The sequence below is a fragment of the Pseudomonas sp. NEEL19 genome (genome assembly GCF_028751975.1).
In the GTDB taxonomy this organism is placed as follows: domain Bacteria; phylum Pseudomonadota; class Gammaproteobacteria; order Pseudomonadales; family Pseudomonadaceae; genus Aquipseudomonas; species Aquipseudomonas juntendi.
The window spans coordinates 4,909,778-4,925,027 of the sequence record NZ_CP081491.1 but is presented as its reverse complement, the minus strand read 5'-3'; the positions used below and the strand labels follow the sequence as shown (position 1 = coordinate 4,925,027).

The 15,250-nt window shown below is 64.7% G+C and carries 8 protein-coding genes; 7 read left to right on the top strand and 1 reads right to left on the bottom strand.

Going from position 1 to position 15,250, the window contains the following annotated elements; genetic code table 11:
* The first annotated feature begins 30 nt into the window (after positions 1–30).
* From K4A76_RS21870 to hutG, 3 genes are read left to right on the top strand one after another with little or no spacing between them, the layout of a single operon-like run.
* Positions 31–1,434, top strand: coding sequence for an amino acid permease (locus tag K4A76_RS21870; protein ID WP_274411127.1), 1,404 nt, complete (start codon positions 31–33; stop codon positions 1,432–1,434).
* Between the two features lie 15 nt (positions 1,435–1,449).
* On the top strand, positions 1,450–2,655 hold the full coding sequence (gene hutI, locus K4A76_RS21865; protein WP_274411126.1) for an imidazolonepropionase: 1,206 nt from the start codon (positions 1,450–1,452) through the stop codon (positions 2,653–2,655).
* A gap of 10 nt (positions 2,656–2,665) precedes the next feature.
* Positions 2,666–3,469 carry an N-formylglutamate deformylase gene (gene hutG / locus K4A76_RS21860; RefSeq protein WP_274411125.1) on the top strand — a complete coding sequence of 268 codons (804 nt, stop codon included), beginning with the start codon at positions 2,666–2,668 and terminating at the stop codon, positions 3,467–3,469.
* 28 nt (positions 3,470–3,497) lie between these two features.
* Here the strand turns inward: hutG and K4A76_RS21855 are convergent, their stop codons facing one another.
* Complete coding sequence (locus K4A76_RS21855; protein WP_274411124.1) at positions 3,498–8,951, bottom strand: dermonecrotic toxin domain-containing protein; 5,454 nt, start codon at positions 8,949–8,951, stop codon at positions 3,498–3,500.
* A 148-nt stretch (positions 8,952–9,099) separates the two neighbouring features.
* Between K4A76_RS21855 and pip the strand changes: the two genes are divergently transcribed.
* From pip to mdoH, 4 genes are all read left to right on the top strand, one after another.
* Entirely contained in the window at positions 9,100–10,071 is a 972-nt protein-coding gene (pip, locus tag K4A76_RS21850) for a prolyl aminopeptidase (RefSeq protein WP_029885408.1), read from the top strand.
* Positions 10,068–10,505: a D-aminoacyl-tRNA deacylase gene (gene dtd / locus K4A76_RS21845; RefSeq protein WP_009684267.1), complete on the top strand. Its 438-nt coding sequence runs from the start codon at positions 10,068–10,070 to the stop codon at positions 10,503–10,505. Before pip ends, dtd begins: the two co-directional genes overlap by 4 nt.
* Before the next feature lie 263 nt (positions 10,506–10,768).
* Positions 10,769–12,499 (top strand): glucan biosynthesis protein G, encoded by a 1,731-nt coding sequence (locus K4A76_RS21840; RefSeq protein ID WP_218277982.1) that lies wholly within the window; start codon positions 10,769–10,771, stop codon positions 12,497–12,499.
* Positions 12,492–15,065: a glucans biosynthesis glucosyltransferase MdoH gene (gene mdoH / locus K4A76_RS21835; RefSeq protein ID WP_054912121.1), complete on the top strand. Its 2,574-nt coding sequence runs from the start codon at positions 12,492–12,494 to the stop codon at positions 15,063–15,065. The genes K4A76_RS21840 and mdoH overlap by 8 nt, the downstream gene beginning before the upstream one ends.
* Positions 15,066–15,250: the final 185 nt, after the last annotated feature.

Here is a 15,250-nt window from a genome sequence, read left to right as displayed (position 1 = left end):
ACGACCACAAAAACAATTCAAGGACGTGACATGCAACAAGCTCAAGGTCTCAAGCGTGGGCTAAGCGCCCGCCACATCCGTTTCATGGCCCTCGGTTCGGCCATTGGCACCGGGCTGTTCTACGGCTCTGCCTCGGCCATCCAGATGGCCGGCCCGGCCGTGTTGCTGGCCTACCTGATCGGCGGCGCCGCCGTGTTCATGGTCATGCGCGCCCTCGGCGAAATGGCCGTGCACAACCCGGTGGCCGGCTCGTTCGGCCACTACGCCACCACCTACATCGGCCCCATGGCCGGCTTCATCCTCGGCTGGACCTACGCCTTCGAGATGGTCATCGTCGCCATCGCCGACGTGACCGCCTTCGGGATCTACATGGGGTTCTGGTTCCCCGAGGTCGCCCGCTGGATCTGGGTGCTGGGCATCGTGTTCCTGATTGGCGGCCTGAACCTGTGCAACGTCAAGGTCTTTGGCGAAATGGAGTTCTGGCTGTCGTTGCTCAAGGTCGGCGCCATCGTGGCGATGATCCTGGCCGGCCTGGGCATCATGGCCTTCGGCTTCAGCCAGGTGGGCAGCGGGCATGCCGTTGGCGTGAGCAACCTGTTCGACCATGGCGGCTTCATGCCCAATGGCGTCGGTGGCCTGATCGCCTCGTTCGCCGTGGTGATGTTCGCCTTTGGCGGCATCGAGATCATCGGTGTCACGGCCGGTGAGGCCAAAGACCCACAGCGCGTGATCCCCAAGGCGATCAACGCGGTGCCGCTGCGCATCCTGCTGTTCTATGTGCTCACCTTGTTCGTGCTGATGTGCCTGTACCCATGGCCGCAGATCGGTAGCCAGGGCAGCCCGTTCGTGCAGATATTCAGCAACCTGGGCATCGGCTCGGCTGCTGCGGTGCTGAACGTGGTGGTGATCTCGGCGGCGATCTCGGCCATCAACAGCGACATCTTCGGTGCCGGCCGCATGATGTATGGCCTGGCCCAGCAAGGCCATGCGCCGCGCGGCTTCAGCAAGTTGTCCAGGCACGGCGTGCCGTGGATGACCGTGGTCGTGATGGGGGCGGCACTGCTGGTCGGCGTGCTGCTCAACTACCTTATCCCCGAGAACGTGTTCCTGCTGATCGCCTCGATCGCCACCTTCGCCACCGTCTGGGTTTGGCTGATGATCCTGGTTACCCAGGTGGCCATGCGCCGCAGCCTGCGCCGTGAAGAGGTCGCCCAGCTGAAGTTCCCGGTACCGTTCTGGCCCTATGGCCCGGCCATGGCCATTGCCTTCATGGTGTTCATCTTTGGCGTGCTCGGTTACTTCCCGGATACCCAGGCGGCGTTGGTCGTCGGGGTGGTCTGGGTGGTGTTCCTGGTGGCGTCCTACCTGCTGTGGTGCAAGCCGCGGGCAGGGCAGGGCCAGCCAGTTGCAGAGCCGGCCGAGCTACACCGCTAGTACAGGAGATTGTGCATGAGAACCCTCTGGCAGCACTGCCATGCGGCAACCATGGCCGAAGGCCGTTATTCGCTTATCGAAGATGCGGCCATCGTCACCCACGCCGGGCTGATCGAATGGATCGGCCCGCGGGCCGGGCTGGGCCCGGTCGAGGCCGAGCGCACGGTGGACCTGGGCGGCGCCTGGGTCACCCCCGGGCTGATCGACTGCCATACCCACGCGGTATTCGGTGGCAACCGCAGTGGCGAGTTCGAACAGCGCCTGCAAGGCGTCAGCTATGCCGAAATCGCCGCCCAGGGCGGGGGCATTGCCAGCACCGTGCGGGCCACCCGTGCGGCCAGCGAGGATGAACTGTTCGCCAGTGCGCGCCAGCGGGTTCAAGCCTTGATGCGCGACGGCGTGACAACCCTCGAGGTCAAGTCCGGCTACGGCCTGGACCTGGCCAACGAACGCAAGATGCTGCGCGTGGCCAGGCGGCTGGCGGATGCCCTGCCACTGACGGTGCGGGCCACCTGCCTGGCTGCCCACGCCTTGCCACCGGAATACGCCGGCCGGGCGGACGACTACATCACGCACATCTGCGACGAACTGCTGCCAAGCCTGGTCGGCGAAGGCCTGGTGGACGCAGTGGACGCCTTCTGCGAGCACCTGGCGTTCACCCCGGCCCAGGTCGAGCGCGTGTTCATCAAGGCGCGGGCGTTGGGGGTGCCGGTCAAGCTGCACGCCGAACAGTTGTCTTCGCTACACGGCTCCAGCCTGGCTGCGCGTTACCAGGCGCTGTCGGCCGACCACCTGGAATTCATGACTGAAGAAGACGCCATCGCCATGGCCAAGGCGGGCACGGTCGCGGTGCTGCTGCCGGGCGCTTTTTATTTTTTGCGCGAAACCCAACTGCCGCCGATGAACGCCTTGCGCCGCCATGGCGTGAAGATCGCCCTTGCCAGCGACCTCAACCCGGGTACCTCGCCCGGGTTGTCGCTGCGGTTGATGCTGAACATGGGCTGCACGTGCTTCCGTATGACGCCGGAAGAAGCCCTGGCCGGCGTCACGGTGCATGCCGCCACCGCGCTGGGCCTGGGTGACAGCCACGGCTCGCTGGAAGTTGGCAAGGTGGCCGACTTCGTCGCCTGGCAGGTCGAGCGCCCCGCCGACCTGGCGTACTGGCTCGGCGGCGACCTGCCCAAGCGTGTGGTGCGCAGTGGCCATGAAATTACCAATTGAGGGAGGCTAGATGGACAAGGTATTGAGTTTCCACCAGGGGCATTTGCCGTTGCTGATCAGCATGCCCCACGCCGGCCTCAAGCTCACCCCGGCCGTGGACCAGGGCCTGGTCGACCAAGCGCGCAGCCTGCCCGACACGGATTGGCACATACCCCATCTCTACGACTTTGCCCGGGAACTGGGGGCCAGCGTGGTCGCCGCGCAGTATTCGCGGTTCGTCATCGACTTGAACCGCCCTGCTGACGACAAACCGTTATATGCCGGTGCTACAACCGGCTTGTATCCGGCCACGCTGTTCGATGGCGAGCCTTTGTTCAAGCAGGGGCTGGAGCCCACTGCCGAAGCGCGCGAGGCCTGCCTGGCGACGATCTGGCAGCCTTATCACCAAACGATTCGCAACGAGCTGGCGCGCCTGCGGGAAACCCACGGCTACGCGCTGCTGTGGGATGCCCACTCGATTCGTTCGCTGATCCCGCACCTGTTCGATGGCAGGCTGCCGGACTTCAACCTGGGCACGTTCAATGGCGCCAGTTGCGACCCGGGCCTGGCCGAGCGGCTGGTGCAGGTGTGCAGCCAAGCCCAGGGTTACAGCCATGTGCTCAACGGGCGCTTCAAAGGCGGCCACATCACCCGGCATTACGGCGACCCGGCGCATGACATTCATGCCGTACAGCTGGAGCTGGCGCAAAGCACCTACATGGAAGAGCAGGAGCCGTTTACCTACCGCGAAGACCGCGCCCAGCCGACGCGCGAGGTGTTGAAGGCGTTGCTCCAGGCCGCATTGGCGTGGGGCCGGGAGCATTACGGCAAGTAATGAGCGGCGCGCCGTCGCGTGGGTTTGCTCAGCTGTTACCCACGAAGGTGAGGGTGAGTTCGCGCAGCAGCGCCAGCTCTTCCTGGTGCTTGTCCTCCCAAAGGCCCTGCTGCAGAGCGACTTCCTCGTGCAGCGGGTGCTCGCTGCCGGACAGTTCCAGTACCCGCTGGCGGTAACGAGCCTCTATCTGCGCGAAGCGCGGCGCATGTTCGCCGCGCAGGCGCTGGGTCCAGCCGGTATTGGCCAGCAGGTAATCGATGAACACTTCACTGTGTTCGCTCTGGCGCACGCTTTCCAGTACCCGCGACAGCTCGCCACGGGCCAGGTTTGCGGCCCCGCGAAAACGCATGCTGTCGGCGATCGGCAGGTCCAGCTCCCTGGCCAGCTCGCGACGGTAAGCCAGGCGTACCGAGACCAGGTCGCCCGAACCGGTGCGCGTGGCGGCAAGCTTTTCCAGCTGGTCGACGCGGAACAGCCGTAACAGGCGCTGGTGCAGGCTGTGCAGGGTATCGCCAGCGTCAATCAGCAGGCGGTTGGCCATGAGGTAAAGTTCGATGTTGTTGAACTCCTGAAGCGCGCCGTCGTGGCACGTCTGCGATCCCGTCTCTGGGTCGGGTAGCGCCGCTGCGGCAATGCTTTCCATGATCGGCCGTTCATCCTGGTTGGCTGCGGCAGCCACCAGCATCAGGCGCACCCGCGCACAGAAGTCGCCCCGGGTGGTGGGGTCGACGAACGGCGCGGCATTGTGCAAACGGCCTGCTAGCCGCAGCAGGTCGCTGCCCTCCAGCTGTTGCCAGCAGCTGCGCAAGGCTTCGTTCTGAGCCTCGTCACCCAGCAGCCAGTCTTCGAGCCTGGGGGTGTCATCGCCCTGCAACGGGAAGTGCGGATGGTCGAGCGAGCCTTCACTGGACGAGTTGACCAGCATCAGGTTGTCTGGAATGTCCAGGGCGAACGAGTAACTGCGCTGGCTATCCGAGTAGGCCCGCACGCGCAGGATGGTGGCGTCGGGCAAGGGGTTGTCGAACAACGAAATCGACGAAATCGGCATGGCGTTGTTCAGGTTGGAGAGGATGTGCTCGGGCAATTGGGTGATGTTGTTCGAGCTGAGGTCCAGCAACTCCAGGGGTAGCAGTGCGTCGCACCAGTCTGGCCACGCGTGCAGGTTCATGTTGGTCAGTTCGAGGGACGTCAGGTTGGCGGACAACCGCGCAGGCACCTGGGTGATGTTGCCGACCCGGTTGCCAGACAGGTCGAGCGAGGTCAGGTGCTCAAGCTCGGCAAAGGTTTCCAGCATGGCCTGGTCGACCTCCAGGCCCATGTTGCGAAACTCCAGGTAGGTCAGGCGCGGCAGGCGTGGCAAGGCCGATGCCAATGCAGGCGTAGCACCTTGGTGGGCATCGATGGTCAGGCGGGTGATGTTCGGAAAGCGGGCAAGCAGTTCGCTGAGTTGTGCTGAGGTGCCACTGAGGCGGGTCAGGGTCATCGCATGCACACGCTCGCCGAAGAACGCCGGAAGTCGGCGCGGGAAGTGTTCGATGGCAACGTCCTCCAGTTGCAGGCGTAGGTATTGCTGGCCCTGCTCCTGGCGCTCCCAGAATGCGTTTATCGCCGTTGCCATACGCTGCCGGTCGGTCAGGGCCGCCTGGGTCAACGGGTTGCTCGAACTCGAGGCATGGACCCAGCCATCGATCGCATCGCGCATGAGTTGCCGCTCGCTGCGGAGGCGTTCCAGCCGTTGGTTCAGCGCCGGGGGCTGATCCACGGTGACCTGGGCGGTTTCCGGGCGTTCGTTCAGCAGCAGGCGTTGCAGGTGCGTTTCATTGATGGGGTTGCCTTGCAGCGAAATTACCGGCGCGCGTTGCAGCGGCGTTTCCCCCAGCAGGAACGCGGGCAGTGACGTCAGGTTGTTGTCCTGTAACGACAGGTGCCCGATACGGCTCAGGGTCTCGCTGTCGATACCGGTGGGCCATTGGCTCAGTTGCATCCGGTTCAAGCCCAGGTAATCCAGGGTAAACCAGTGGAAGCTGGCCCTGTCGATGCCTTGCTGCAGCCGGTTGCCACTGAGGTCCAGATGGGCAAGCCGTGCATGGCCTGCCAGCTCGCCAAGGTGGCTGTTGCTGAACGCCAGGTTCTGGTTGGTCATGGCCAGCCTGCGCAGGTTCGGCAGGGTCGAGGCAATGGTCGGCACGCTGGGCAGCAGTAGCGAGGGGGTTGCCCTGGGGTTGTACGGCCTGCTGATTTCCAGTGCTTCCAGCCCGGGCATCAGCCGCAGCAAGCGTTGCATCAGCCGCTCGCTCTGGCCCCAACCTGCCAGGGTGCCGCTTGGCAGGTCGAGCAGGTGCAGGCTGCGCACGCGGCGGTAGAAGAAATCGGGCAGGGTCAGCGGGATGTCGGTCAGCGGTACGCCTTGCACGCGCAGCTCGGCACCGAGCGCGGCATCATCCTCCAGGGCGGTGTCGTACCAGTGCTGCATGATCGCTTCACGCAGGGTGTCATAGGTGCGGGCCGCCTGGTCGGAGGCCGGTGAAATGGCTTCGCTCCAGTCGTCCAGGCTGCGTTGCAAGGCGTTGCGTTGCTCCATCAGCGTGGTCAGGTATTCGAGGATCTGCAGCCGGTTGCGGCCGTTGGCGGCAAGCGACATCAGCACCTGCTCGGCCGGCCTACCGGTGCGTTCCGGAATGCCGGTGGCCCTCAGCGTGCTCAGCAGGTGCTGGCGCATGCTGCCCTGGCTTTGGTCATCACCGCTGCTCAAACGGTAGCCAACGCGGCCATCGGCAAGGCGCATCGGCGAGCGATAGCCGGGCCGGGGCGGTTGCATGCCCAACGCATCGCGCAAGGCCGGGCGGGGTAACAGCGGGCTCTGTTGCAGCAGGTGCTGAAGGGCCTCGCCGCTGGTGACGCCCAGGCCTTGCATGGCTTCGGGCAAGGCTGCATGCAGCGCGCTGAAGAGCTGCGGGTAGCGACGCACCACCGCCCCGGGCTCGCCCTGCGCGTGAACGATGTAACCGGCCGGCGAGTGGGTGATGGTCGCCCAGGGGCTGCTGCCCTGCGCGCCGATGGCATGGTCCTGGTCGGGCCAGTGACTGCGCTGCAACAGGCGCAGCCGCGTGTCTGCGGGCCAGCCCGGCAGGCGGGGCAGGGTTTGCATGATCAGCCGGTCGCTGTCCCAGCTTTGCGCGCCGGCCAGGTACAGGCCCTCATAAGCGCGGGCAAGGCGCACGTGTTGTTGGTAGGCGCGAATTTCCTCGGCCAGGTGCAGAGGCACCTTGCCGGCACCAAGGGCTTGCAGGTCAATGGCACTTGCGTTGCGCACCAGCTCATCGATGATCGGCGCTGGCAGCCTGGGGTAGACCCGGCGGATCACAGCGCTGTTGGCCGGCAGGGGGGTAGCGATGCGCGCGTACGCCGTGGTGAACGCTGCATGCCAGGCGCTTTGGTCTGGCAACTGGCGGATGTGGGCATCCAGCTTGAACCGCTGCAGGGTGTCTTCCAGCAGTGCGGGCAGCCGCCGGTTGTGGGCCAGGCAGTGGCGCAGCGTGTCTTCGTGGATATCGCAGACGTGCAGGATCCGCTGCAAGGTCGCTTCATCGAAAGACCCGCTCAGGTGCCCCAGGCGGCGCAGCAGGCGTGCGCCGTCCCAGCTTTGCGGCTGCTCGGACTCCAGCAACCATGCCCCTGCACCATTGTGCAGCGCTTTGGGCTGGTAGCCTGCCGGGCGGGTCGGGTGTTCAAGGCGGTAACCCGTCGCAGCGGGGGTCACCGAGTAGACCCGGTTTTCCACGGGCAGCCAGGTTTTGCCGCCGTAGTGAAGCAGGCCGGATTCGTCTGGCTCCAGCCCACCCGGCAATACCCGGTCGTGGGCGAAGGGCGCTAGGTCCGCGTGCCACAGGCGTTGCCCGCCGTCGGCCAGGTCGATCGGCTGCAGTTCTTCGATGAATGACGGCGTCTCCACGGGGATCCGCTCGACCACCGGCGTAGCCTGCCCCCCGCCGGCTGCCGCGAGCGCGGCCATGATGGCGACGTTGTCGATCACGTCCATCAAGTAGTCGAATGCCTGCTGACGATCACCGTCAAGCCAGCTGTCGATGCCCTCGAACGTTTCATTGGCCAGCTGCAGGGCCGTTACCCCAAGCATCGCGGCGCCGAGCGGGGGGATGAACAGGGCGGCAACGTTCAGGCTGACGAAGGCCAGGGCCTTGAAGTAGTCAAGGTGGCGTTGCGCAGTCTTGCCGTTTTGCATGGCTGTCGGCACCGCATGGAACAGCCCGTCATCCCTCAGCCGCTTCTGCCGCTGGCAGGCCAGCTCGTCCAGGCACGAGCGGGTGAAGGGCTGCACGTGCAGACGCACCTGCGCGTTGGCGATGCGCTCCAGGAAGTGGCGCTTGTGCCGATCGGGTAGCAGGCGCTGGCATTCCGGGCGGCGGAAGGCAGGCAGCTGTTCACGCAGGAACGCTTCGGCATCGGCCCTGCTGGCGTGCTGGGTCAACGGCTCGGGCATGCCGGGCAGGTAAAGCACCACCCAGCCCGCATACGGGTACACTGGCCCTGGTGGGAATCGGCCGGCGCCCACCGGCCGGCGTGCGTCGAGGCCAATCGCCATGGCCCCGGTCAGCGGAACATGCAGCAACTCGATGCCCGAACACAGGACCGGGCGGCCATCGTGCTCAACCTTTGGCTCAGTGGCGAGCTTGAGCAAGGTTGCATGGAGGGCCGTGTCGATCCGGCCCAGCAGGCAGGCGTAGTGAACCTGCAACTCGAATGTGGAGCGCTCGGCAGCCTTGAACACGCCGGCAATGGCCGGCGCGTTGGGCTGCTCGCCCGGTGGGTCGAGCGCGTCGAGCAGCCGTTGATACTTGCCGCCGATATCCAGCTCGCGTGCCAGGGCCGCGAACGCTTCCGCGACGATGGGCAGTGGCACCGCCTGGGAGGCCAGGCCAACGTCGTTGCTATCGAGAATGGCCGAGGCGTGGCCGCCGGCGCGCAAGCCGTCCGGCTGGGCCTCGAAGGCCTCGAAGTTCTGCAAGGCACAGTGCAGCAGGGGTTGGGTTGCCAGCTTCAGCGCGCGGGACGAAGTGACGAAAGGATCGCCGCCAGGGCTGGAGAGCGCCTCGGTAAGGGCGGCCGCCCTGTTCAGGTTCATCAGGTAGGTACGCTCGACATCGAGTGTGGTGCCCAAGCGCTGGCTGACCGCGGTGGACAGCAGCTCGGTGGCATAGCGCTGCAGGTCCGGCAGGGTTGCCAGGAGGGCACTCAGGTTCGCTTCGGCTTGCACGTGTTGGCCATAGGTTTGCACCAGGGCCTTGGCCACCGTTGGGTGTGCCAGGCATGCGCGTTCCAGCCTGGGGTCGCGCTGGCTGGCCGCCTGGCGCAGCTGGCGGCGCTGCTCTGGCCGGGCGTCGACCACCCAGGCGGGTAGCTTGCTGCTGACCAACTGGTGGTAGAAGTCGGGCTCGCAGGCTGCAGGTTTGGTGGAGTCGATCATGGGGAGTCTCACTTCGAGGGTGTTCCCCGATGCTAGGGAGGCTCGCCTGCGCCCTGCACATAAGATGATCTCGCTTAGGTACATGCTCTAAGCGCAATTCAGGTTTATGATGGCCAACGGCCGAATATATCCTCACACGGAGTGCGCGATGCAGACCCTCTACCCGCAGATCAAACCCTACGCCCGGCACGATCTGGCCGTGGAAGCGCCGCATGTGTTGTATGTCGACGAAAGCGGCTCGCCGGAAGGTTTGCCCGTGGTGTTCATCCACGGTGGCCCTGGCGCTGGTTGCGACGCCCAGAGCCGCTGCTATTTTGACCCCAACCTGTATCGCATCATCACCTTCGACCAGCGCGGCTGTGGCCGCTCCACGCCCCATGCCAGCCTGGAGAACAACACCACCTGGCACCTGGTCGAAGACATGGAGCGTATTCGCGAGCACCTGGGTATCGATAAATGGGTGCTGTTCGGTGGCTCGTGGGGCTCCACCCTGGCCCTGGCGTACGCCCAGACCCACCCCGAGCGGGTGCATGGCCTGATCCTGCGCGGCATATTCCTGTGCCGGCCCCAGGAAATCCAGTGGTTCTACCAGGAGGGCGCCAGTCGCCTGTTCCCCGACTACTGGCAGGACTACATTGCGCCGATCCCCGCGCAGGAGCGTGGAGACCTGGTGGCGGCCTTCCACAAGCGCCTTACCGGCAATGACCAGATCGCCCAGATGCACGCCGCCAAGGCCTGGTCTACCTGGGAAGGTCGCACCGCCACCCTGCGCCCCAATCCGCTGGTGGTCGACCGCTTCTCCGAGCCGCAGCGGGCCCTGTCGATTGCCCGTATCGAATGTCACTTCTTCATGAACAACGCGTTCCTCGAGCCGGACCAGCTGATCCGCGACCTGCCGAAAATCGCCCATTTGCCGGCAGTGATCGTGCACGGCCGCTACGATGTGATCTGCCCGCTGGACAACGCCTGGGCCCTGCACCAGGCCTGGCCGAACAGCGAGCTGAAGGTGATCCGTGACGCTGGCCATGCGGCCTCCGAGCCTGGCATTACCGATGCACTGGTCCGTGCCGCCGACCAAATGGCACGCCGCTTGCTCGACCTGCCGCTGGAAGAAGCATGAGGGGCCTGCTGCAACGGGTGCGTGGGGCGCGGGTAGAAGTTGCGGGCGAGGTGGTGGGTGCCATCGACCAGGGGTTGCTGGTGCTGGTTGCCGTAGAGCCTGAAGATTCCCGCGAGCACGCCGATAAGCTTTTGCACAAGCTGTTGAACTACCGGGTATTCAGCGACGAGCAGGGCAAGATGAACAAGTCGCTCAAGGATGTTGGCGGCGGCTTGCTGCTGGTGTCGCAGTTCACCTTGGCGGCAGACACCCGCAACGGCCTGCGCCCGAGCTTCTCGACGGCAGCGCCGCCGGCGCTCGGGGCCGAATTGTTCGACTATCTTTTGCAGCAGGCCAACAGCCAATACGCCCCTGTGGCCAGCGGCCGATTTGGCGCAGATATGCAGGTGCACCTGGTAAATGATGGCCCCGTGACATTTATGTTACAAATTTGAGGTCAATAAACCCCTTGTTCACAGGAAAACAAGGGGTTTTGTACGATAAATAGTTGTTCCAGCCTGATGCGTTGTCACGCGACCTGCTGGATAATCGCGCGCTGCATGGACCTGCGTTCGCAGGTTCGTTTCACTCTGACTCGAGCATTGTCTGGAACCGTTTGGGGAATCATTACGCCCTCTCGGGGTCCGAACAGTGCTCGCCAACCCGGCATTTGTCGCTGGCCGTTGGTTTCATGATCTGTTTTCGGCGAGGGTTGCTCGTGATTGTTAGTCCCCAAAAAGCATCAAGAATCCCCGGCATCCGGTTGCGCAAGGCCCTGATGGCCAGCATGGCCCTGATTGGCCTGATGAGCGCGGGCCAGCTGTGGGCATTCAATCTTGACGATGTTGCAGCCAAGGCAAAGGATCTGGCCGGCCAGAAGTACGAGGCACCGAAAAGCAACCTGCCGGCAGTGTTCCGCGACATGAAGTTCGCGGACTACCAGAAGATCCACTTCCTGCAGGAAAAGGCCGAGTGGGCCAAGGACAAGACCCCGTTCAAGCTGTCCTTCTACCACCAGGGCATGCACTTTGACACACCGGTGAAAATCAACGAAGTCACCGCGACCAAAGTCGAGGAAATCAAGTACGACCCGAGCCGTTTCGAGTTCGGTGACGTGCCACACGACCCGGATACCACCAAGAACCTGGGGTACGCCGGTTTCCGTGTGCTGTACCCGATCAACAAGGCAGACAAGCAGGACGAAATCATGACCCTGCTGGGTGCCAGCTACTTCCGCGTAGTCGGCAAGGGCCATGTATACGGCCTGTCGGCCCGTGGCCTGGCCATCGACACCGCGCTGCCGTCGGGCGAGGAGTTCCCGCGCTTCACCGAATTCTGGGTCGAGAAGCCCAAGCCGGCTGACAAGCATTTGGTGATCTACGCCCTGCTGGACTCGCCGCGTTCCACCGGCGCCTACAAACTGATCCTGCGCCCAGGCACCGACACCGTGGTCGACGTGCAGTCCCGCGTGTTCCTGCGTGATCAGGTCAGCCGCCTGGGCATTGCCCCGCTGACCAGCATGTACCTGTTCGGCCCTAACCAGCCGTCCAAAGTGCTCAACTACCGGCCGGCACTGCATGACTCCGAAGGCCTGTCCATCCACGCTGGCAACGGCGAGTGGATCTGGCGCCCGCTGAACAATCCGAAACACCTGTCGGTAAGCAATTTCAGCGTGGAAAACCCACGCGGTTTCGGCCTGATGCAGCGTCAGCGTGCCTTCAGTGACTATGAAGACCTCGACGACAACTACCAGAAGCGCCCAAGCGCCTGGATCGAGCCGAAGGGTGACTGGGGCAAGGGCACCGTCGACCTGGTCGAAATCCCGACTGCCGACGAGACCAACGACAATATCGTGGCGTTCTGGAGCCCGGAAAAGCTGCCTGAACCCGGCAAGCCGTTCGAGTACGACTACCGTCTGCACTTCACCATCGACGAACCCAAGTTCCAGGCCCCTGACCTGGGCTGGGTCAAGCAGACCCTGCGCTCCACGGGTGACGTCAAGCAGTCCAACCTGATCCGCCAGCCAGACGGTAGCGTGGCCTTCGTGGTCGACTTCGCCGGCCCGGCGCTGGCTGCCCTGCCTGAGGACACTCCGCTGCGCAGCCAGGTCAGCGTGGGCGACAACGCCGATGTGGTCGAGAACAACCTGCGCTATAACCCAGAGACCAAGGGCTGGCGCCTGACTCTGCGGCTGAAGGTCAAAGAGGCCAACAAGTCGACTGAAATGCGTGCCGCGCTGGTGCGTGATGTGCCAGCCGAACCGGCCAAGCCTGCCCAGGACGCCAAGCAGGACAAGGCCGCCGCCAAGCCTGCCAAGGCCGACAAAGCGGATAAAGCCGCCAAGGCCGAACAACCTGCCGCCGACGCGGCGCCCACCAACGGGGCCCCGGCCACCACCGAGAAGGTGCTGACCGAGACCTGGAGCTATCAGTTGCCTGCCGATGAGTAACTCAAGCGCAAGGCCGGAATCGCTTGGCGAGTACCTGGCCCACCTACCACTTGGCGACGAGCAGCGGGCAGAACTGGCCAGCTGCACCTCGTTCAGTGAGCTGCACCAACGCCTGGCGGCCAACCCGGCCGCCAGCCCTGCCGAGGCCGTGCAGGCCTCGGTGGGCCCGCGCCTTACCGTAGGCAGCGCCGCCGAGCTGGAAGAGGCCGAAATGCTCGGCGTCGACGGCAGCGGCCGCCTGTGCCTGAAGATTGCCCCGCCTATCAAGCGTACCAAGGTCGTGCCGGAGCCGTGGCGCACCAACCTGTTGGTCCGCATGTGGCGCCGCATGACCGGCCGCCCCAATGCGCCGCAGCCGCCCAAGCGCGAGCTGCCGGCAGCGCGCTGGCGCACGGTCGGGTCGATCCGCCGTTATATCCTGCTGGCCCTGATGATCGGTCAGACCATCGTTGCCGGCTGGTACATGAAGAGCATCCTGCCGTACCAGGGCTGGTCTTTCGTCGACCTCGACGAAGTGCTCAACCAGCCGTTGTGGGATACGGTGGTGCAGGTATGGCCCTATGCCTTGCAGACTTCCATCCTGATCCTCTTCGGCATCCTGTTCTGCTGGGTGTCGGCGGGCTTCTGGACCGCGCTGATGGGCTTCCTGGAGCTGCTCACCGGGCGCGACAAGTACAAGATCTCCGGCAGCAGCGCCGGCAACGAGCCGATTGCGCCCGAGGCGCGTACCGCGCTGGTGATGCCGATCTGCAACGAGGACGTGCCGCGGGTATTCGCCGGCCTGCGGGCGACGTTCGAATCGGTGGCCGCCAGTGGCAACCTCGACCGTTTCGACTTCTTCGTGCTCAGCGACACCAACGACACCGACATCGCCGTGGCCGAACAGCAGGCCTGGCTGGACGTGTGCCGTGAAACCAAAGGCTTTGGCCGGATCTTCTACCGCCGCCGCCGGCGGCGCGTTAAGCGCAAGAGCGGCAACCTCGACGACTTCTGCCGTCGCTGGGGTGGCGAGTACAAGTACATGGTCGTGCTCGACGCCGACAGCGTCATGAGTGGCGAATGCCTGAGCAGCCTGGTGCGCCTGATGGAGGCCAACCCGGACGCCGGTATCATCCAGACCGGGCCGAAAGCCTCGGGCATGGACACCCTGTATGCGCGCATGCAGCAGTTCGCCACCCGCGTGTACGGCCCGCTGTTCACTGCCGGGCTGCATTTCTGGCAACTGGGCGAGTCGCACTACTGGGGCCACAACGCGATCATCCGCATGAAGCCGTTCATCGAGCACTGCGCCTTGGCGCCGTTGCCGGGCAAGGGCGCCTTCGCCGGCGCCATCCTGTCCCACGACTTCGTCGAAGCGGCGTTGATGCGCCGTGCCGGCTGGGGCGTGTGGATCGCCTACGACTTGCCGGGCAGTTACGAAGAGCTACCGCCGAACCTGCTTGACGAGCTCAAGCGTGACCGTCGCTGGTGCCACGGCAACCTGATGAACTTCCGCCTGTTCCTGGTCAAGGGCATGCACCCGGTGCACCGTGCGGTGTTCCTCACAGGGGTCATGTCGTACCTGTCGGCACCGTTGTGGTTCCTGTTCCTGGTGCTGTCGACCGCGCTGCTGGCGACCAACACGCTGATGGAGCCGCAGTACTTCATCGAGCCGTACCAGCTGTACCCGCTGTGGCCACAGTGGCACCCGGAAAAGGCCGTGGCGCTGTTCTCCACCACCATCGTGCTGCTGTTCCTGCCCAAGCTGCTCAGCGTCATCCTGATCTGGGCCAAGGGCGCCGTCGAGTTCGGCGGGCGAATCAAGGTCACCTTGTCGATGCTGATGGAGATGCTGTTCTCCATGCTGCTGGCGCCTGTGCGCATGATCTTCCATACCCGCTTCGTCCTCGCGGCGTTCCTCGGTTGGGCGGCGACCTGGAACTCGCCGCAGCGCGACGACGACTCCACACCGTGGAGCGAAGCGCTACGCCGGCATGGCCCGCAGACGCTGCTGGGCATTGCCTGGGCCGGGCTGGTGGCATGGCTGAACCCAAGCTTCCTGTGGTGGCTAGCGCCGATCGTCGGTTCGCTGATGCTGTCGATTCCGGTATCGGTCATTTCCAGCCGCACCCGCCTGGGGCTAGCGGCCAAGGACGAGAAGCTGTTCCTGATCCCCGAGGAGTACGCGACGCCACAGGAGTTGCTGGCAACCGACCAGTACACCCACGAAAACCGCTGGCATGCCCTGCATGACGGTTTCGTGCGTGCTGTGGTCGACCCGCGGCAGAACGCCCTGGCCTGCGCCATGGCCACGGCCCGCCACGGGCAGGCGGCGCCGATCGAGGCGCTGCGTGCCGAGCGCGTGGCCAAGGCCATCGAGGTCGGGCCGAAAGGGCTGGACCTCAATACCCGCCTGGCGTTGCTCAGCGACCCGGTCGCCTTGAGCCGCCTGCACGAGCAGGTATGGGCCGAGCACAATGCGGCGTGGATCGATGTGTGGCGTGCCTCGATCAAGAACGACCCGCATTCGCCGCTGCTGCCGTTGCATCCGGAGAATGAAGGCCAGCCGGCACTCGCAGGCGCCTGACCGGCCCTTTCGCGGGCACGCCCGCTCCCACAGGGTTCCGCATTTCCCTGTGGGAGCGGGCGTGCCCGCGAAGCTTTAAGGGCCCAACCCTGATTTTGGCCAACAAAGTCCCCCCCAGTGCTAGGTCCCCGGGCCGGCATGCGTTAGCATCCCTCTCCGATACGAAGCATCGGCCGGTACGGCCG